This window comes from Paenibacillus phytorum (assembly GCF_013141715.1).
In the GTDB taxonomy this organism is placed as follows: Bacteria; Bacillota; Bacilli; order Paenibacillales; family NBRC-103111; genus Paenibacillus_E; species Paenibacillus_E phytorum.
Genome location: NZ_WHOA01000248.1, coordinates 91548 through 113673, shown reverse-complemented (window position 1 = coordinate 113673; position 22126 = coordinate 91548). Strand labels below are relative to the sequence as shown.

General features: G+C 45.3%; 13 protein-coding genes. 11 read left to right on the top strand and 2 right to left on the bottom strand.

Going from position 1 to position 22126, the window contains the following annotated elements; translation table 11 throughout:
- The first annotated feature begins 220 nt into the window (after positions 1-220).
- The 8 genes from GC098_RS37615 to GC098_RS37580 all read left to right on the top strand — a co-directional run bounded on the left by GC098_RS37615 (position 221) and on the right by GC098_RS37580 (position 15967).
- On the top strand, positions 221-2545 hold the full coding sequence (locus tag GC098_RS37615) for a helix-turn-helix domain-containing protein (protein WP_171649434.1): 2325 nt from the start codon (positions 221-223) through the stop codon (positions 2543-2545).
- 308 nt (positions 2546-2853) lie between these two features.
- The gene (locus GC098_RS37610; RefSeq protein WP_246359191.1) at positions 2854-4734 is read left to right on the top strand and encodes a chondroitinase-B domain-containing protein; all 1881 of its coding nucleotides are present in this window, start codon (positions 2854-2856) and stop codon (positions 4732-4734) included.
- 158 nt (positions 4735-4892) lie between these two features.
- Complete coding sequence (locus GC098_RS37605; protein ID WP_246359190.1) at positions 4893-6275, top strand: extracellular solute-binding protein; 1383 nt, start codon at positions 4893-4895, stop codon at positions 6273-6275.
- Positions 6276-6320: 45 nt separating this feature from the next.
- Entirely contained in the window at positions 6321-7214 is an 894-nt protein-coding gene (locus GC098_RS37600; RefSeq protein ID WP_171649453.1) for an ABC transporter permease, read from the top strand.
- 13 nt (positions 7215-7227) lie between these two features.
- The gene (locus tag GC098_RS37595; RefSeq protein ID WP_171649431.1) at positions 7228-8106 is read left to right on the top strand and encodes a carbohydrate ABC transporter permease; all 879 of its coding nucleotides are present in this window, start codon (positions 7228-7230) and stop codon (positions 8104-8106) included.
- A gap of 19 nt (positions 8107-8125) precedes the next feature.
- The gene (locus tag GC098_RS37590; protein WP_171649430.1) at positions 8126-9250 is read left to right on the top strand and encodes a glycoside hydrolase family 88 protein; all 1125 of its coding nucleotides are present in this window, start codon (positions 8126-8128) and stop codon (positions 9248-9250) included.
- Between the two features lie 41 nt (positions 9251-9291).
- Positions 9292-10821: a polysaccharide lyase 6 family protein gene (locus tag GC098_RS37585; protein WP_171649429.1), complete on the top strand. Its 1530-nt coding sequence runs from the start codon at positions 9292-9294 to the stop codon at positions 10819-10821.
- Positions 10822-11035: 214 nt separating this feature from the next.
- Complete coding sequence (locus GC098_RS37580; protein ID WP_246359203.1) at positions 11036-15967, top strand: chondroitinase-B domain-containing protein; 4932 nt, start codon at positions 11036-11038, stop codon at positions 15965-15967.
- Positions 15968-16074: 107 nt separating this feature from the next.
- Here the strand turns inward: GC098_RS37580 and GC098_RS37575 are convergent, their stop codons facing one another.
- Positions 16075-17781 (bottom strand): sensor histidine kinase, encoded by a 1707-nt coding sequence (locus GC098_RS37575; RefSeq protein ID WP_171649427.1) that lies wholly within the window; start codon positions 17779-17781, stop codon positions 16075-16077.
- Between the two features lie 78 nt (positions 17782-17859).
- A complete protein-coding gene (locus GC098_RS41405) occupies positions 17860-18585 on the bottom strand; it encodes a response regulator transcription factor (RefSeq protein WP_171649426.1) in 726 nt (241 codons plus the stop codon).
- Between the two features lie 249 nt (positions 18586-18834).
- On the opposite strand from GC098_RS41405, the gene GC098_RS37565 reads away from it, so the two are divergent.
- Genes GC098_RS37565 through GC098_RS37555 form a run of 3 tightly spaced genes read left to right on the top strand, consistent with a single transcriptional unit; the run spans position 18835 to position 22121 of the window.
- Positions 18835-19836 carry a mannonate dehydratase gene (locus GC098_RS37565; RefSeq protein WP_171649425.1) on the top strand — a complete coding sequence of 334 codons (1002 nt, stop codon included), beginning with the start codon at positions 18835-18837 and terminating at the stop codon, positions 19834-19836.
- Positions 19837-19865: 29 nt separating this feature from the next.
- Positions 19866-21203, top strand: coding sequence for an ABC transporter substrate-binding protein (locus tag GC098_RS37560; protein WP_171649424.1), 1338 nt, complete (start codon positions 19866-19868; stop codon positions 21201-21203).
- 39 nt (positions 21204-21242) lie between these two features.
- Entirely contained in the window at positions 21243-22121 is an 879-nt protein-coding gene (locus GC098_RS37555; RefSeq protein ID WP_216625574.1) for a carbohydrate ABC transporter permease, read from the top strand.
- The last annotated feature ends 5 nt before the right edge of the window (positions 22122-22126 follow it).

Sequence of the window (22126 nt, the reverse complement as noted above, 5' to 3'; positions counted from 1 at the left end):
TGTTTTACTGCCAATGTATATTCTCATCGATTCCGTCACACCTATGCCTGTCAATTGCTAGATAACGGTGCTCCAATGGAGGTGAAGGTTATGTCGTTAATCCATATCGAGAAAGCCAGTAATTAGTATACGATAGGCGAGGAAACTATTAAAGTTTTGTAATCGCTCTCATAAGCCATGTATAATAGGTGCAGGAATATATTGTCAGGAGGTCAATCGTATGCTGCTGCAGCTCCGAAAATATAATAGGAGTGTAATTGTAACATGGATATTCTCTTACTTATCTGTATTGTTGGTTCCTATTGTAATTAGTATAATTCTTTACTCTGCCACGCACAGTCTGGTGGAGAAAGAAATTAATCGGGCAAATGAGTTGCTTCTCACGCAAATCGAGCTATCCATTGACAGTAAGTTAAAAGGCTTGGAACAATTAAGTTTGGAAGCTGCTTTAAACAAAAATATAGTCTCTTTCACGAATGTAGAAAAGCCATTATCCGACGATCAATATTTTCAACTGTTCAACATCGCTGAAAATTTAAGAACATATCAGAATGCAAATGACTATATTGAGCAAATCTACGTGATGTACCCTAATAGCGATACCGTAATATCTACGTTTAACCACATCGATTCCCGTGGTCTGCATGCCATGATGAGGCAGGGCCAAGAGACTACCTTTGAGGAATGGACCCAGCTATTTGATGGTAAATATGTAAACAAGTATTCCCCCATGTTGCTTTGGAACGAAGGAAAGCCCACGTCTACGGTAATGTTTGCCCGATCGCTCATCTTTAATAATCCGATACAGCCCCATCCCATTTTAATTTTCCTGATTAATGTGAATAAGCTGCTTGAAAGCCTCCCGCAATACAATGATTCAAGAGTTTTGATTCTGGATAAAGATAACCACTTCATTGCATCGTCCAAAGATAAAGAGAAGCTTCAAGATCATTTGCCTTCTGAGCGTTTGTTTGGGAAAAAGGGTTTGGTTTATGCAGAAATGAATCAAGACAAAGCGGCATTGTCTTACCTTACATCTGAGCTTACGGGTTGGAAATATGTATCGGTTTTGCCGGCAAACATTTTTAATGAAAAGATGGAATATTTGAAAGATATGACAAGATTGAGTATTGCTTTAGGCTTGTTGATTGGCATCATTGTCACTATTATTTTCTTGCGAAAGAATTATATGCCAATCCAGATGCTGCTGCAGAACATGACGCAAAAATCAGGGTATCGTTTCGATGGGAAATCAAATGAATATTCATTTTTACAGAACGCACTTCAGCATACATTTGTTGAGAAAGATGCCATCAGTGACCGATTAAAGCTACATAATAATACGATTAGGGCTCATTTCTTGACACGTTTATTGAAAGGACAATTGGAGAAGAAAATTCCGCTTCAGGAATCCTTCATCGCTCACAACGTTCAATTCCATTCGGATCGGTTTGCGGTACTGCTTTTCAGCGTGGATGCTTATGGCAAGCTGCAAGCAGATGAAGGCCGAGATTCTTTCGGGCAAAAGACGCAGATGCTCCACTTCATTCTAAGCAATGTGATGGAGGAGTTGGCCGGAAAGAACGCGACGGTTTATACAACGGAAGTGAACGAACTGATAGCGTGTATCATAAATTTGAAGTCATCTTTAAGTGAAGAAGAAGAGGTCAAGGAATTAAATCGAATGGCCTCTCAAACGCAAGCCTTCATGAAGGAACATATTCATGCCGAAATGACGATTGCTGTGAGCGGAGTTCACAGTGACGTTTATGGAATTTCACAGTCGTATCATGAGGCATTGGAAGCGATAGAGTATAGAATCGTACTTGGGAGTGGGCAACTGATACCGTACAAGGAAAGAAGTGTGGAATCTGCTCAATCTCAGCGGAATTATTATTATCCTTTAAGCGTTGAACAACAGCTCATTTACTATGTGAAGACGGGCAACTTGCCCAAATCGCAGATGTTGTTAGCAGAGATCTATGAGGCGAATTTCAAGGTCCATCCTGTTTCGGTTGCACTTGCCAAATGTCTTTTGTTTAATCTGGCAAGTACAATGCTCAAAACGCTGGATGAGGTGAGTACGATCAGCAGGCGAAATTTTGAGGCTCATGTCAAAGACGTGGAGTGTTTGTTGAACTGTGACACGATTCAGGAAATGATGATGCATATGAATCGGGTGCTCATGCAGATATGTGAATGGATTCAAACAGAAAAGAAAAATCATCACGTGTATTTAATTAATGATATACGAGAATATATTGAGAATCATTTTCGAGATGTGAATTTAAATATTTCGATGATCGGAGAATCATTTTCGTTAACGCCATCCTACGTGTCCAAAATATTCAAAGAACATACAGGAGAAACACTGCTCGATCTCATCAACCAAACGCGATTGACAGCGGCAAAGGCACTTCTTTCCGAGCAAAAACTAACCGTTAACGAAATTGCCGGACGTGTTGGCTATGCAGATGTAAGCACGTTTTTGCGTATATTCAAAAGATTTGAAGGGATGACTCCTGGAAAGTATCAGAAGATCTAACTTTGTTGAAGAGTCCGGAAGGGGCTCTTTTTCTCGTTCTGTAGTTATGTTTTTTTTATTTCACATACTTGTTTACAAAATACGATCGATTGAGTTTGCTTTTTACGTATCATACTTGCTTTTGCCAATAAACAAATGTAGCCAAATGAGGTTCAATAACCTTGTAACACGCAATAAAATAGCGTTGGATAATGCGGAAAGGAAGTGATGATCAGGAACATTTCGTAGGACAACAATTTTTTGTAAGCACTTTCACGGCACGGTGATCGATCAGATTAGACGAAAAGGATGGTGTTAGTTATATGAAAATGTCACTTAAGAATGCTTTACAGCTGCTGTTATGCGCATTCGTGTTCATGAGCTTGATTCCTGGAGTAGTTGCTGCTGCAGACACCAAATTTACAATTTCAGGGTTCAATGTAACGGCAAGTTCCAATGATGGGAATGTTCCTGCCAATACGGTAGATGGAAATACAGGAACCCGCTGGTCAGCCAGCGGTGATGGCCAATGGATTAAATTTGATCTTGGTTCTAGCGCAACAGTAGCTTATCTCAAAATTGCTTTCTTAAATGGTTCGACACGCACCTCAACTTTTGATATTCAGACTTCTCCGGACAACACGACCTTTACGACCATTCAAGCAAATGTAACAAGCAGCTTGGTAGAAGGCCTGCAAACATTTAATTTTCCTGATGTTGCCTCTGTTAGGTATGTGCGAATCGTCGGGCATGGCAATTCGCTGAACGCTTGGAATAGCTATACGGAGGTAGAGATTTATGGAAATGGAAGTGGGACCCCCGTTGAAGATTCAGTAACGGTTTCCACCCCCAGACAGCTGCAGACTGCGATTAACCAAGCCATTCCAGGCAGGGTCATTTATTTGGAAAACGGCACCTATTCGCAAACAGGCCCTATCAATATTAATGGGATTCACGGTGCGGATGGCAATGAAATTACAATTAAAGCCGTTAATCGCGGGCAAGCCATTCTGGCCGGTGGCGCCTATTTCTATCTTTATCAGTCGTCCTATGTGACGATTTCGGGCTTGAAGTTTACAACTACGACCAGCACAAGCAACAATGCAGTGAAAATGGATGAATCCAACCATATTCGTTTGACACGCAACGAATTCAATCTGACCGAAACCGGGGCTACTAACAATTGGGTGAATATCAGAGGCATCAATAGCGATAATAACCGGATTGATCGGAATGAATTCAGATCCAAAGCTGATCCAGGGCCTATCATCGCAGTAGATGGAAATGGAAGCAACTATATGTCGCGATATACGATTATTGACCTCAACTATTTCTATGACAGCGGGCCGAGGATCACCAACGGGAAAGAGAGCATTCGTCTTGGCTTATCCGGTGTTTCCTTATTAAACGGGAATTCGACAGTTGAGAATAATTTATTTGAGAACAGCGATGGGGACCCGGAAGTTATTTCGGTGAAAAGCAGCAATAACACGATTCGTTACAATACAATTCGCAACTCGCAAGGACAAATAACGGCAAGACATGGGAATAATAATCAATTCTATGGGAATTTCTTCCTGGGTAATGGAACTAAAACCGGAGTGGGCGGGTTCCGAATCTATGGGACGGATCATCGCATTTATAATAACTACTTCGAAGGTCTAACCACAGACGCTATTAATCTCGATGGCGGAGATTGGGATGGTGGACCCAACTCCACAAACTACGGCAGTGGGGATTTAAGCAAGCATTGGAGAGTGTACCGAGCACAAGTTGCGAACAACACGATCGTTAACAGCACATTCGGCATCATCATCGGTAGAAGTTATACCTCAGCACCTGTAGATAGTCGAATAGCCAACAACATCGTTCGCAATAGTACAGGAACGCTTTATGAGGAAGTGAAAACATCGAACGCTGTGTTTGAAGGGAATATTGGCTTTGGCAGTACATTAAATAATCGTTCAAGATCATCGTCGGAAATCCTTAATATAACGCCTTCGTTCACAACGGTAAATGGATTGCAGAAGTTAACCTCCGGAAGCGCAGCCGTTAATGCCGCTGTCGGCAGCTATCCTTACGTTACAGAGGATATGGATGGTCAAACGCGTTCAACGAATGATATTGGGGCAGATGAATATTTTAGTTCTTCTACTGCCATTGTCCGTGAACCGCTTGATGCTTCGAATGTAGGGCCTGACAGCCCATAATGTAAAAACTAAACCCGTACTCAAAACCTCGTATTTCCGGTTTTAACGTACGGGTTTAGTTTTTGAATATATACTTTTTCTAATCTTTTAAGCAAAATGAAACATGCAAACCGTTGAACTGTATGGATCTGTTTAACTATTGAATGGGGGGAACCAACATGGAAAGCTTAAGATTACAAGGAAAGCATCGCAAGTATGGCGCTGCGGGATTAAGTGTCCTCATGTTCAATCTCATGATTGTCTCGGAGAAATTGCCGGATGTCATTGAATACGATTGGACGGGACGAAGCTCGGGGTCTTACCCCGGAGGACCTGAGAAGGCCATAAACGATAAAGTCATTCTGGAACTGAATGGTTTGATTGATAAATATGCGCCGAACTTGAAGAAGAAGCTGCAGGAAGATAAAGAGCTCGACAAGATGATCAAAACGGATAGCGGCAAATACTACGTATTTCCGATGATCCGTAACCCTTCCGGACTTGTATTCCGTGGACCCATTATTCGTAAAGACTGGTTAGATGAGCTTCAATTGCCCGTACCTGAGACGATTGATGATTGGGAAAAGACGTTAATAGCATTCCGTGACAAAAAGGGTGCAAAAGCACCGCTTAGTGTGACCTATGTCAATGGGAATTTTGAGATTCGCGATGCCTTTATCGGTGCTTATCATACTTCAAACAACTTCTATCTCGATGACTCAGGCAAAGTAAAGTATGGACCTGTCGACCCCCAATATAAGGATTTCTTAACCTTATTCCGTAAGTGGTATGCAGAAGGCTTGTTTGATAAAGATTTTGCATTGACGGACGGGAAAGTGCTGGATACGAAAATGCTTGGCGGTCAAACAGGCGCAACCGTTTCCTTGCTGAGCGGAGGAATGGGAAAATGGATGGATGCCATGAAATCGAAGGATCCGAAGTATAATTTAGTAGGCTCGCCTTACCCAACCCTTAAAAAAGGGGAGAAGCCTTTTACAGGACAGAGAGATTTTAAGTATAATCCTGGTCCTAGCAAAGCGGTTTCGGCAACTACGAAAAATCCGGAACTGGCTGTTCGCTGGCTGGATTATGCTTACAGCACAAAAGGCAGTCTATTGTTCAATTTTGGCGTCGAGGGCGAAAGCTATGTCATGAAAGACGGAAAGCCTGCGTATACAGATCAGATCGTGAAAAATGATAAGTACAGCTTGCAGCAAATGGTCGCTCAGTTTACAAAGCCAAACGGTCCTTATGAAGCAGATGAACGCCGAAACTGGAATACGTTTCCTCAGCAAGATGAGGCGGTCAAAATATGGTCAAATACCGATGCGGCTAAACATACAATACCAGCGTTTCTTACACCAACCGCGGAAGAAAGCAAGGAGCTCGGTAAAATCATTAACGATGTAAGCAATTATAAGGAAGAAATGTTTGCAAAATTTATTATGGGCAAGGAACCACTTGAGAATTATGGCAAATATGTGGAACAAATTAAAAAGCTAGGCATTGATCGCGCCGTAGTAATTTATCAGAATTCGCTGGATCGGTATAACAAGAGATAGAGAGGTGGTATCTCAGTGAAATCAAATTCATTCCCAGGTTGGGGGATGTTGTATGACATTCGCAAAAATAAGCTGCTATATCTCATGCTGGCACCTGTAATTTTATTCTTTTCACTTTTTCACTATATTCCCATGTATGGCGCAATCATTGCCTTTAAGGACTTCTCCCCAAGACTTGGCATTATAGGAAGCCCGTGGGCTGGATTCGAGCATTTTAAAGTTTTTTTTGAAGGTATTTATTTCTGGCGCACGCTTAAAAATACGGTTCTTATCAGCTTGTATGATCTCGTTTTTGGATTTCCTGCGCCGATTATCCTGGCTCTGCTGCTTAACGAAGTGAAGAAGACGATCTTCAAGCGATCTATCCAAACGATTACCTATATGCCGCATTTCGTCTCACTCGTTGTCGTATGCGGAATGATCAAGGAATTCACCGTAAGCGGGGGATTAATCAATGATTTTATAGCTTTTTTAGGCGGGGAGAGGCTCTCCCTGCTGCTTGAATCCCAGTTTTTCCGTACGATTTATGTCTCGTCGGGTGTGTGGCAGCATATTGGATGGGGCACGATTATTTATCTAGCGGCATTGGCTGGCATTGATACAGAGCAGTATGAGGCTGCGAAGATCGATGGCGCAGGACGATGGAAGCAAATGCGGCATGTCACGCTGCCAGGAATCATGCCTACGATTGTCATTTTATTGATTCTTGAGATGGGCCGTATGCTGAGTGTAGGGACAGAAAAAATTATTTTGCTTTATAATCCTACCATTTATGATACCGCTGATGTTATTAGCTCCTATGTATATCGAGTGGGGCTTCAGGAATTCAATTACAGCTTCAGCTCGGCCGTCGGTTTATTCAATTCGGCCATTAACTTCACCCTTGTTGTGGGGTCCAACTGGTTGAGCCGCAAGCTGAACGATACCAGCCTGTGGTAGAGGGGGGATGAATATGTATCGCAAATCAGTCGGTGAGTGGACTTTCGATATCGGAAACTATGTGTTATTGTCACTGCTCGCTGTAGCTACTATATATCCTATTGTGTATGTCTTGTTTGCATCTCTAAGCGATCCTACCCTCTATATGCAGCATAGCGGAATTCTCTGGAAACCGCTTCATTTTAATCTTCATGCATATAAGCTTGTGTTCGAAAATGGAACGATCATGAACGGCTATGTCAATACGATGATCATTGTTGTCGTAGGATTAACTCTTAACATTTTTCTCACGTCTCTGGGCGCGTATGCTTTGTCGAGGAAATGCTTGGGCTATCGTAAGCCCCTCATGCTGTATATCGTTTTTACGATGTTTTTCAGCGGTGGTATGATCCCCTTTTATTTTACTGTCAAGGGGCTGGGCTTGGCGAATACATTGTGGGCATTAATTATTCCGCAAGCGATTTCAGCGTTTAATCTTATTTTGATGAAAACAGCATTTGAAGCGATACCGGATAGTCTGGAAGAATCGGCGAAAATAGATGGGGCCAATGAGTTTATTATTTTGTTTCGGATTATGCTCCCGCTCTGTATGCCTGTTGTCGCTGTTATGCTGCTCTACTATGGGGTGAGTCACTGGAACGCTTGGTTTAACGCGCTAATATTTTTGCAGGACCGATCGCTATACCCGCTTCAGCTTGTACTCAGAGAGCTTCTGCTGATGAACGAAGCAGGCTCGATGGCGAGCGGATCAAGCGGTGCGGATGTGGCGATATTAGGGGAAACCCTGAAGCATGCTACCATTATCGTTGCCACAATGCCGATTCTTATGGTCTATCCCTTCCTGCAGAAATATTTCGTGAAAGGCGCTTTAATTGGGGCTATTAAAGGATAAAAAGGAGAAGATCACATTCATGGAAAAGCCAACAATAATTGATCCTGCATCTATCGATCTTTGGTGGAAAGGCGTACAGAACAAGGTTGATGTCATGCTGAGCCGCGGTATTGAACTAGCGCCGCATGTAGCCCAATCAGGGGCATATGATGGCCTAAAGCTTGATCAGTGGATCTCCGGATTCTGGCCGGGGATGCTGTGGATTCTTTACGATTTAACCGCCGAAGAACGCTATAAGCTTGCAGCCTGGGAGTGGGATGCACGGATGGAACGTCATCTGCTGGAAGACAACCATTTTCATCATGATGTGGGGTTTCAGTATTTGCCCACATCTGTACTTAAGTACAAACTGACTGGAGATATGGACGGACGACGCCGGGGACTTGCGGCAGCCAATTTCCTAGCTGGCCGATTTAATCTGGCTGGGCAGTTTCTTAGGGCTTGGAATCGTGATTTGACTGGATGGGCCATCATCGATTGCATGATGAACTTGTCAATTTTGTTCTGGGCTTCGGAAGAGCTGCAAGATCCGCGATTTTCACAAATCGCGTGTGCCCATGCAGATACGGTTATCAAGCATATGATTCGTGGTGATGGATCCACTTGTCATATTGCTGTATTCGATCCGATAACTGGGGAATTGCTGGAGTACATGGGTGGGCAAGGCTTTGCACAGGATTCCTGCTGGTCCAGGGGGAATGCTTGGGCGTTATACGGTATGACAAACACATATCGTTATACCAAGAAGGAGAAGTACCTGCATGCAGCTCAGCAGGTAGCTCATCATTTCATTAGTTCGCTGCCAGAAGAAATGGTGCCTCCTTGGGACTTCCGGGTACCGGATGCAAGTGGGGCGCCCCGGGATACTTCCGCTGCAAGTATTGCGGCGTCGGGTTTGCTTGAGCTTGCCGAAGTCGTTCAAGCTGAGGATGCCAATAAGTACCGCTCGGCTGCCGAGCGCATCTTGAAATCCTTATCGGAGAGATATACCGCCTTCGATGAACCACAGCATGAGGGCATTCTCCGTGGGGGAACGGGGCATAAACCTGCTGAGACGAATGTGAATGTATCGTTGATTTACGGTGACTACTATTATGTTGAAGCTCTTGCCAAGCTGCAAGGGTGGAAGCATCGTGTGTTCTAAGAATTCAAGCGAATGTCAGTGGATTATGGAGGGGTTAGGATATGGGGGATCATATGGATGTGCGGCCGAAGCTGACATATATAAAGGTTAGCACGGCTGCAGAATTGCAGATGGCATTGGATAAAGCAGTCGCAGGAAGCGTCATTGAGCTAAAAAACGGTATATATGAACAAAGCGGCCCATTCGTTGTAAAGGATAAGCATGGTTCGGACGGCATGCCGATTCGGATTGAGGCTGCTAACCTGGGAATGGCTATTATCTCAGGCGACAGCTATTTGCACATAGAGGATTCAAGCTATATCGAAGTATCGGGGCTTATGATCCATAGTGGGATCGGCTTTACCTCTAGCGAACAGTCGCTTAGAGATAGAGGTCTATCGCACCGTAGCTTGCAAGGTGTACATCCAGGCATCCAACTGCAGAGCTCTAGCCGAATTTCGATTCTTCGCAATACATTTGCCTTGAATGAGACCGGCCAGCCTTATCGCTTCCTCACGAATAAGGGTCCAGTATGGGGGTTGTATGGCGTCGAAGACAGCTGCCGTTATGGCAGCAGCTACGATCCGAATGGAGCTGTGTATGGCGGTCCGACCCCATATGAAGATTCTAAACTGATCACCGACAATGGAACGCACCGCCATTATATCCGAGTGGAGGGAGTGAGCAGCTACAATCGGATTGCTTACAATGAAATTGGGCCCAAGAGAGGCTTTGGCGCCGTTCTTATTTATGATGGAGAGGGGCATGGCGGACGAACGATCTCGCAGCATGATGTGATTGAATATAATCATTTCCATGGCATTGGCCCGCGTGTTACGAACGGATTAGAGGCGATCCGGCTCGGTTTATCAAGCCTTTCATTAGCACCTGGGTACGTAACGATCCAGTATAATTTGTTTGACGGTTTTGATGGCGAGGATGAAATTATTTCTGTGAAAAGCAGCGACAACATCATCCGCTACAATACGATTCGGAATTCGTACGGGGGATTCGTCGCTCGACACGGTAATCGCAATAGCTTTTATGGCAACTACTTCTTCGGGGACGGCGAAAAGCCGGGGATGAGCGGCTTTCGCATCTATGGTAACGATCACAAAATTTATGACAACTATATGGAAGGCCTGACGGATCAGGTGATAAGACTTGATGGCGGATCACATGATGGAGGAGCTGATGGAACCTTAAATCCTACTGTAAAGTGGATAAGTGGAGATGAGGAAAAGTCTGCTGTTCTGGAGGATCTTTCGCAAGAGGAGCGAACAGCGCTTCTGCGTGGGCATTGGAGGCAATATAATGTCCAGGTGTTCAATAATACGCTGGTGAACACGGGAAATTATACAAATTTCCTTGCTCTGGGCGGAAAAACCTACCAACCCGTGGGTACGAAGGTGTATAACAACTTGATTGTCAGCCATGCTGGAACGGTGATTTTTGAGACAAGTGCTGTACATCAGGCAGCGGCAAGCGAGCAAAGTATCACCATTGGCGCTGACGAATACGATTCCGGTCATGTTCCACCAGTAAAACCGCTCACAGTAGATGATGTAGGACCTCGAGCTAATCAAGTTTAGAAATTTGTATGAAATCAAAGTGCGCGTCTTTCAAAATTAAAGGTTGATTTAGATATTGATTAGTGGAATTTGAGATTTTGAAGATGAGTTTAAGGTTTTGAAGATGTATTATTTGTAAGGGCTTTCTTATGATGAATTTAGCTGCTTTTACGGTTTTCAGCAATGTTGCCTAAAAGCTTCATGATACAGAAGAGGTGATGAGAATTTGAGCAAGATGTCCAAAGAATTCAGAGTGCGTTCGAAACAGGGAGTCAGCTTGCTGCTCGCAGCAGCATTAACATTGACGTGGTTGCCGCTAGGGGTATCCAAAGTACATGCAGATAGCACAGTGGCAGGAACACCAGGCGGTGTGGATGCCAACATGCTGAAATTGTGGCTGAAAGCGGATCCCGACAGCGTGACCCGTAGTGGGAACGGCGAAATTACGGTATGGAAGGACAGCAGTCCGCAAGGCAATGATTTCATCAATGACGGGACGGTTGGGGACAAGAGTCCGAGGGCAAAGCCGAAGTATACTCCGTCCAATCCTGCACTGAATTTCCAGCCTTCGGTGCAATTTATTCGTTCAGCCAGTTCAGGCAATGGAAGTCTTTTATTGGACAAAAATGGGTTATTCAACCAGAATGAGTCTGTTGAACATGCCAGTGTATATATGGTTACTGGCGGGATAACGTTATCGAATCAGACGTCGCAAATTTTTTATGAAAATTTGCAAGGAAACGGAGTATTCGGCGCGTATATCCCCTTTTATTCCGGCACTTCGCAAGTCTTGTGGGATTCGGGAGCTACCCTATCTGGAAATCCACGACTCACGACAGGCTATTCAATCCCTCCTCTTCAATACAATAGTTGGGGGTTTCAATATGAATCGCATCCTCCCGTTTCCAGTGCTGTTTACCAAGCGATTACGCTAGATGGGCACACGATAGCCAAATCAACACAGGCCCGCCTCGCAATGGTTGGAAACGGAAGTAACCCGATGTCTCTCGGTTCTGCTGTCAAGGGAGGATCCGGCTATGATGGACAAATTGGCGAGATGATCGTGTTTGGCGATACGCTTACAGAAGTGCAGCAGAATCAAGTGCAAACATATATGGCGCTTAAGTTCGGAACGCCGCTGAAGGGGAAAGATTATGTATCGGCAGGCCCTTCGCCGATGGTCGTTTGGCCAACGGATTCCAATATGGCTTATAGCAATAACATTGCAGGTATCGCCCGCGATCAGCAAGGAGCATTGGCGCAAGCAACAAGCCGGAGCAGCGAAGGACAAGCCTCTTCGCAGGTCATCATTACCGCTAAACAAGCTTTGGCGGACAAGCAGTACCTGCTCTGGGGCGATAACGGAAGTTTGGCTCCTTCTGTGCCCTACGGTGCGGACTTCAAGCAGTCAGCGCGGACATGGAAAGTCCGAAATACGGGCAATGTCGGAACTGTACAAGTTGCCTTTCCAGCGGCGAAGCTTCCGCTAGGCGGCTTGCTGTTAACGAGCAGAAGCAGCGATTTCAGCCACGCGGTTCCACTGTCATTAACTCCTGTGGAGGTGCATGGCGAAGCTTACTACGCTGCGGATACAGAGCTGGCTGACGGATCCTTTTTCACCTTTGCGGAGAAAATGCCAGCCATCCAGTTATCTGCGCTCGATGTTTGGAACGGCAGCCAAAAGATCGGGATGAATATCCCCTTCGTGTCTTCCAAGATGGACGGGTATGAGGTTATCGTTCCACAAGCAGCCGATTCCATCCGTTTAGCCATGCAAGTCAGCGGCGGTATTTCAACGGCGGTGACCTTGACGAACCTTGAAGGGGTGAATCAGCCCATAAGCGATGTTGCCAGGGTTCATCTCGCGCCGGGCAATAACAAGCTCACGATCCGATTATCAAACGGCGATGCGATGAATACGTACACGCTGCAAGCCTATCGGCTATCGGCCAAAGGAACGAATGGCCAAGTGCCGATGAACGCAAGTACGGTTACCGCTAGTTCCTATCAGCCGAACACGACGAATATTCCAGCGAATGTCGTGGACGGTGTTTGGAATAATGATGTCCGTTGGTCGGCTTCTGGACAAGGGGAGTGGCTGCAGTTCGATATGGGTCAACCTGAGCAGGTTACTTACTTGAATATTGCTTTCCTGAGCGCGATCGACCGTCAAAGCAATTTCGAAATTATAGGCTCCAATCAAGCGGATTTCCAGAATCCGACCGTGCTGCTTCCTAAACGAAAAAGTAGATTACTCAAAGCCGAAGATGACATTATGCAGCCTTATGTGCTGACGACTCCAGCAGAAGTTCGTTATGTGCGGCTGGTCGGATATGGAAATACGGCTTCGGGCAGCTCAGGCAGTTGGAATAGTATTACCGAAGTTGAACTTTATACGGGCACCGCACCCAAAGTGGATGAACCTACTGAGCCAAGCGGCCCTCCGCAAGCAGGCGATAAACCCGTGGAACCCCTCCCTCCGGTACGGGTGGTGAAGGTCAATTCCGCGGAAGAACTGCAAAATGCGCTGGATCAAGCTGCTAAAGGGACGACGATTGAATTGCAAAATGGTACGTATCAACAAAACGGCCCATTCGTTATCAAAGATAAGTCAGGCACGGCTGCGCTTCCGATTCGTATTGTCGCTGCCGAACTGGGGAAGGCCGTTATCGCTGGCGACAGCTACATGCATTTGGAAAATGCAAACTATATTGAGGTTGAAGGACTTACGTTCCACTCCGGTGGCGGATCGGATCTTGGGGAGGATACGCTGCGGAGCCGAGGCGTGCCGGAAGACAGGATCGCAACGTTGAAGGGACTGCACCCGGGTGTGGAATTGTATGACTCCAGCAATGTCTCCCTTGTGCGCAATACCTTTGCCTTGGATGAAACGGGGCAGAAATATCGCTTTACGAAGGCTGAGAACAGCGTCAACAAACCAATTTGGTGTGTGATTGGCGTTGAAAATAGCTGCCGTTATGGCAGCACCTATGATCCGAACGGAGCTGTTTATACGGGCGAAACGTCGCATTCCCCGAACTCGGCGCTGCTTACGGACAGCGGAACCGACCGGCATTATATTCGAGTGGAAGGCACCAGCAGCCACAATCGGATCGCTTACAATGACATCGGTCCGAAAACCGGCTTCGGCGCAGTGATGACATATGACGGCAAGGATTCGGTTTCGCAGTACGATGTGATTGAATATAATCACTTCCATGATATCGGTCCACGGGTAAGCAACGGATTGGAAGCGATCCGCCTCGGGCTTTCTGGTCTATCTTTGGCCCCCGGACATGTTACGATTCAATACAATTTGTTCGACGGATTGAACGGCGAGGACGAGATCGTTTCGGTGAAGAGCAGCGATAATACTATCCGGTACAACACCGTCTTGAATTCCTATGGAGGAATGGTAGCCCGGCACGGTCATCGCAACAGCTTTTACGGCAATTTCATTATCGCGGATGGCAAGAAACCTGGAACGAGCGGTTTCCGTCTCTATGGGAATGATCACAAGATTTATAATAATTACATGGAAGGACTTACGGATGATGCCATTCAGCTTGATGGCGGAACGGAAGATGCGGGGCCGGAGGGAGGCACGAACCCAATTATACGTTGGGGCACTGGGCCGAACGACTTCGCGGAACTTAGGAGCCTTTCCCCAGATAGGCAGCAGGAGTTGCTGCGAGGGCATTGGCGGCAATATAATGTGCAAATTTTCAATAATACAATCGTAAACTTAAGCAATAAAGCATCGGCCGTCAAAATTGCTGAGCGCACGTTCCAACCGACGGGAACGCAAATTTATAATAATGTCATTTTCAGTAACGTAGGGACGATATTCAATGAATCGAAAGATATCACACCCGCAGGCCGACCGGCTTATGTCGGCAACATGGTCGATGGTCTCGCTGCTGTGGCGGCGAATGCTACTGTCGTTAGCGCCACTTACAAAGGTGATCTGAAGCTGGTCCATGGCAGCGACGGTCTGATTCGCTTGTCGCCGCTAAGTCCCGCGGTGGATAGCGCCCAAGGTCCATATGTTCCGTTGGACGATATGGACGGTCAAAGGCGTACACATACGCCCGACGCTGGTGCAGATGAGTACGACCAGGCAGCCGTTCCTACACTTAAGCCGCTTACGGCTGCCGATGTCGGGCCATCTGCAGGCAGGAACATGCCAGAGGAAGAGGGCAAGCCGGAGTTAAGCAGCCTTCAGATCAGCCAGAATCTGACACTTACACCAGTCTTCCGCTCGGATATTACGTATTATACGGTGATGGCTCCGACTGGAATCGGCAACATAACAATTACGCCGGTTTCCTTAAGTCAGAGGGCTGACATTCAGGTAAACGTAGACGGCGCTTCGACGCAATTGGTAAGAAGCGGCAACGAAAGCGGACCGCTAGCCATTGCAGCAAGCGGCAGTGTTGTTCTGATTGATGTGACGATGCCGTCCGGCGTTCATAAAACGTATACCATGATGATAAAACGTCCACAGATAAACAATTCGTCTTCATCGGATTCTTCATCTGTGTATAATCCAGTGCCTTTGCCTAAGCCGGTTCCTGAACCGACGATCCCACAGCCTTCGAAACCAACGGATCCCTCAACATCAGCACCACTGCCTGAGACTTTTGTAGATGTGCCGAAACATTGGGCATCGGAAGCCATCAGCCAGGCTGCTGCCAAAGGCATCGTGAACGGCTATTCAGATGGCAGCTTTAAGCCTGACGAACCGATGACGAGGCTTCAATTCGCTGCCATGCTAGTTCGAGCTCTGGGCTTGAAGCCGGAACCAACGAAGACTGAATTCACTGATGAGGCGAGTATTCCGGTATGGGCGGCGGGAGAACTAAGCGCTGCGCTGAAAGCAGGCATTATCCAGGGATATGAAGACCAGTCTCTGCGCCCTAATGATGCAATAAATCGAATCGAAATGGTTGCAATGTTAGTAAGGGCATTTCCACAAAGCGAGGGAACATCTGCTGCGGCTTCATTTAGCGACAGTTCTCAGATCCCCTCATGGGCATTGCCGTTAGTCTTGCGAGCTAACTCACTAGGGCTAGTTCAGGGTCGGGAGAATAATGCTTTTAAACCGTTTGACGTGGCGACGAGAGCGGAAGCAGTCACGGTTGTTATGCGTATGTTGGATCACTAAGGTTCTATGCAGCAGGTTAGCCTCTTACGGGGGCCGGCCTTGTTGCATTTCCTGCTTATACAACGAAGCACGGTTGCTTAAGTTATACTACCTATGATCCGGATAATTTATATGGGAATGGTTAAGTAGACCGCCGTTCCCCAACCGTATTTACTCCGGATTATAATGCCGAATGATTCACCGTAAAGCAATTTCAATCTTTTGTGTGTATTGTATAGACCAATATGATCCGTTTCGCCGATATCCTGTTTGAGTTCGTACTTAATTTGGTCAAGTCTTTCTTTGTCAATTCCGATTCCGTTATCAATCACAGCCAAATGAAGCATCTCTTCTGTCTGCCAGATTTTAATTTTGATTCGGTAGGTTCCTTCCTTCACTTTGATGCCATGGTAGATACAATTTTCAATAAGCGGTTGCAAAATGAGCTTTGGCACATTGTACTTGTTGACATGCTCCTCATATTCCCAGACAACATCAAATTTATCGTGATATCTAACCTTCTGTATGTCGATATAGCTTAAGGTATAAGCGATTTCTTTTTGAAGGATGACCGGTTTGTTATGCCCTTCCAAGGAATATCGCAAAATATCTGCTAAATTTTCTACCATTTTGTTCAAATTCCCAGGCTTGCCGGTAAGGCTAGCGATTTTCCAATTGATTGTCTCAAGCGTATTATATAGAAAATGAGGGTTCAGCTGTGACTGTAGGGCGATCAATTCCATCGCTTGGGCTTTATACTTTCGTTCTGACAGTTGGATGCTTAAATAGTTCTGCTCTATAAAATTTTTCAGGATGCTATGAATGATATAGCTGTAAACGTCTTTAACACGTGAAGGTAGAGCAGGCAGCGGCTTGCTGTTTTCGGCGGATTCCAAAATCGTAACAATCGTTTTCACATCTCGGTAATTTTTTCTGGTCAAATAATACGTTAATCCGCTTCCAAATAAAAAGGAGAACATCAGGAGCAGCTGGCTGGTCAGGTTCAAACCATCGGGAACTTCATATAGCGATGTTTTGGGGGCAATAGATAAGTAGGTCCAACCGTACTTATCAGAGTTCAGCTTGGAAACGATAAATGGCTGGCCGTTCAGGTTCGTCTCATAGAAGGGACGCCCATCGGAAACGAGATCTTTAAAAATCAAATGATCAAAATAGGGGAGTTTTTTGTTTTTAAACATAACATCCCCGTTCGGGCCTAATATGAGCAGGGTTTGATCCTGCAGTGTGGACAAATTGGACAAATGGTTCTCGATATATTTGGCGTCAATGTTGAGCACGATGAGACCGTCTCCCTGATCGCGGGACAGTTTGCGGTAAAGACTGATAAGCTCTACGGCAGAATTCTCAAAGTTATATTTCTTAATGGTGCGGTTTTCCGTCCATACCAAATCGTCGCTGTGTTGATGCCTTATATAGCTGTCGAACCAGGCTTTATCATAAAATTCATTTAAATCAATCAGTCCGCCGGAGGTCGTGGAAAGTATACGATTTTTGTCATTATTTAAATAAACGTAGACAGAATCGATATAAGGCATCGCCATGGCAGGCGCATCAATCAGATTTTTGATGGTTGCAAGTACTTTATAGTCATCGAGCTCCAGAGACGGCTTGAGCATTAGGCTCTTTAAATTCGCAAATTCGATAGAATTGCCCATAAAATGGATGTTCAGCGAATCAAGCTGTTTAAAGATCAATTCGATATTTTCCTTGGTTTGCTTTAGCATATTGGTCGTGTTGTGATTAATTTCTTCCGTTACATATCTCTTAATAATGACCGTGGACATTGTGCCTAGGATCAGAATAGGTACAAGCATGGGGATCAAAAAAGTGAATAAATTTTTAAGGAAAAATGCGTGGTAGGTTTTCATCCGATTTCGTATAGTCCTTTATTTTTATTCCGCATTTCTGAATTCACGCGGGCTTTTGCCAAAATATTTTTTGAAGGTGCGGGTGAAATTTTTAGGGTTGCTGTAACCGATCATTTCGCTGATTTCATAGGTTTTATAATCGATTTCTTTTAAAAATTGTGCGGCCTTCTCCATCTTGACGGAAATGACGTAATCCGAAAAATTCTCTCCCGTCTTTTGCTTAAAATACTTGCTAATATAGTAAGGGCTCATGTGAACTAAATCCGCAGCGCCCTCTAGGGCAGCATCTCGGTAGCACTCTTTCACGTAATTTTTGATAACCGAAATCACTTTATCGGAAACAGCCCCTTCTTGCGCTGCATCTTTTTTCTTTTCTTGATCTAATTCCTCTCGGATACTCAAAAAAATATTCATTAATTCATCATATTTGGTCGGCTTGACGATATAATTTTTCACGCCGTAAATCAGTGCCTGTTGGGCGAATTCAAAATCTTTGTAACCGCTTAAAAAGATGACTTTAATCGGTGATTTTTTTAGGTAGAGCTCTCTTGCCACATCGATTCCGGTCATAATCGGCATTCGGATATCGCAGAGAATAACATCCACCTCATGTCTCTCCGTATATGCCATTACTTGAATGCCATCATCAGCCTGACTCACGACCTTGAAGCCAACGTCTCCCCAGGGAAAGTAGTTGCTTAAGCCATTTCTGATTTCATATTCGTCATCAGCAATAAGGAGCTTATACACAGCGACCCGCCTCTCTATTCGGAAAAATCAACAACCTTCTTATAGGCACATTATAGCATTGATCGGTGGCTGTAGTACCTCAATTTGTCAAATGAGTATGTAATGATTCCTTTTTGTTAAAAGATGATACTTCTTAGTCCAGCTTGTCCTTATTGAGCCAATATATGATACCAAAAGAGGAACCAACCGCCTTTTTATTCTTCCTGTATCCTTTATAATCAATATATGAAAGCGTTTCCTAATGAAAGGATGAGGAGATTGATCAGAATATCCATAACAACAGCAAGAGTGGATCACCCTGATAGTTATTTGAAGCAGCTTGTACAGTTGGGGGCGGATTGTCTCGATTTCGGGAATGGCTCCAGCTTCGTTGGAGTGAAGGAGCAAGGGTATCCTGATTTAGATGAACTGCTAAAGCTTAGACGCAGACTCCGTTCCTTCGGGCTGGATATCAACCGTGTGACACTGCCGAATATGTCGGAAAGATTCATGAGGAACCTTCCTGGCTCGGAAAAGGAACTGGATAATACCGTTAACGCCATGAAGGTATTCGGCGAAGCAGGAGTACCCATCGTACGACAGCGGTTTGCTGGGGATACGTTCGATCAGTTGATGACTCGTTACGATGCGGTGCTGCGTGGAGGGTATATCTCCCGTGGAGAGAGCTTAGGACTTACCAAGCAGCAGCACGAGACTCCGACTTATGAAGAGCTTCAAGCCTGGTGGGAGCGTTTCTTAACCGTCTATGGTCAACTGGTTCCGATCGCCGAGGACTACAAGGTGAAGTTGTCGATGCATCCTTCGGATACGCCAAACACGGACACGCCTTTCGGCGGTCTGGGATATCATCGCATTACCGATGCTTTTCCGAGCAAGCAGGTAGGCTATCTGTATTGCATCGGCACCCGCGCCGAAGCGGGCGGATCATCGCTCGTGCTTGATGAAATCAACCATTATGGAAGACAAGGACGCATTCATCTTATTCATATGAGAAATGTTCGCGGGAGCCTGCCGACTTCGGGAGGGTTTGAAGAAACGCTGCTGGATGATGGGGACTTGAATATGTTCAAGGTTTTAATGGCATTGAAAAAGGTAGGCTATGACGGTTGTATCAATCCGGATCACATTCCTTTTCTTGAAGGGGACGATCGGGAGCGGCACAGGGGCGACAATCGTACAGAATGCGGAATCGGACTGGCTTATTCGATCGGGTATCTCAAAGCGCTACTTTGCGCGATGTACGCCATATAAATGACAATACTACATTATGAGGTGAGACTATGAAATGGAATAGAGTGAGCTCTGTATTAGCAGCAACTACTTTGTTGGGAACGATTGCTGCAGGATGTTCGACAAGTAATAATGCGGATACTTCTTCATCTATTGATAAAGCTGCATCGCCAAGCACTTCTAATGGTCCAAAAGAGAAACTTATCTTCTGGGATAAAGGGGAATATACCCAAGCTTATAACGACCTTATGAAGCAGCGGGTGGAGGAGTTCGGAAAGGCGAACAATGTCGATACTGAATACGTGGTCATTGCTCAGAACGATTTGAAAACGAAGCTGTTGGCCTCGATCGAAGCGAAGAATCCACCGGATCTTATTGTGGCTAACGACCCGGTTGCCAAGCAGTTTGTCACCTCCGAACAGCTCGTGGACACTTCGGACATCATTACGAAAATCAATTTTACGGATGGAGCCAAAAAATTTTCCGTAGTGGCAGATAAATATTTCATGGTACCTCAATCCTTCCAAATGGGCGGAGCCTACTTGCGCAAAGATCTTTGGGAGAAGCACAAATTACCAGTACCGAAAACGTGGCAGGAGCTTTACGAGCAGGCCAAAATTGTCAACGATCCGAAAAACGGCATATATGCCGTAGGTCTTCCGTTAGGCCAATCAGGAGGCGGAGATGCCGAGAGTTTTGTTCGGGATGTCATACTAGCGTATGGCGGAGCTATTGTCGATAAGGACAATAATATCACGGTCAATTCCAAAGAGACGCTGGAGGCGATTACATTTCTCGCGAAATTTTGGCAAGAAGGCCTAACGCCGCCATCTTCTGTGACATGGGACGATAACGGCAATAACAATGCCTATCTAGCAGGTACGGTCGGTTTCGTCATCAACAGCGGAAGCATCTACGATCAGGCCAAGAAGGATAAACCAGAGCTTGAGAAAAATACGCTTCTCATTCCAAAGCTTGCCGGCCCTAAGGGTGATTTTATTCTAGGCAGCGGCAACGTCTTCGCCATATTCAAAAATGCCAAAGGCACCAAGTGGGCGAAGAAGTTTGTTACCGAATTTTATGATAAAGATTTCTACAATAAATTTGTTGAAGTCATGGGCGGGAAATTCCAGCCTGTACTCAAGGGCTCCGAAGAGATGGCATTCTGGAAGGATCCGAACAATAAAGCCGCAGGCTGGATGAAAATGATTAATGATGTTGTTGGCTCAAGTAACTATCCGGGTCCTGAGGATGATCTCGGATCCAAGGCCAAATCCATGCAGCTTGCGACAAGAGCGGTGCAAAGAATTGTTGTGGAGAAGATGGATCCGCAGAAATCTCTTAATCAGCTTGAACAAGAGCTCAAGCAGTTATACGGCAAAAAGTAACGGGGTCATACTATACGCAGTCAGGCGGTGATTTCTTGCGTGGGACAGTTAAGCAGAAAATATGATAGAACGCTCGGATACCTATTAATTATACCGGTGGCTTTTGTCATCTTTGTGGTCATCGGTTTCCCATTCATCAATGCCATTTATTTAAGCTTTACGGACAAAGTGGTAGGTGTGAACCCCAAATTTATCGGATTTGACAATTATCTCCACATTTTCACGGATAGAGAGTATTGGAAGGTACTTAAAAACACCTTCATCTATATGATCTTCAGTGTAGGCATTAAATTAGTCGTTGGTTTGATGCTAGCGGTCGTGGTCAATGAGACTTTCTTCGGTCGTGGAATTTTTCGTATGATCCTGCTTATTCCATGGGCTCTCTCCGGTATGGTGGCCGCCATCACCTGGCGGTGGATGTATGATGATACCTACGGCATTATCAATTCCCTGCTGCTTCGTTTTCACATCATAGATACACCTATTTTATGGACCTCTGGACTCCATATGGCACTGGTTTCCGTCATCATCGTGAACATTTGGAAGGGACTTCCCTTTTTCATCTTCAGTTTGCTCGGCGGCTTACAGACCATCGATTCACAGATGTATGAGGCGGCTACCATTGACGGAGCGGGCTGGATACGACAGTTTTTCGCGATTACAGTTCCTTCGATCATGCCAGTCATTACCATTACTACGCTGCTTTCTTGCATCTGGACATTTAACAATTTTGAGAGTGTGTATTTGATTACGGGCGGAGGTCCCTTAAATGCATCGGCGGTTATTTCCACTTATACGTATGAAGTAGCCTTCCAACAAAATTTATTGGGTCGGGCGCTAGCTGTGGCCGGTTCCGTGGTTCCTATTCTAGTCGTCATGATTGTAGTCTCCATGAGAAAACTGAAAACGGATGATTAGGAGGA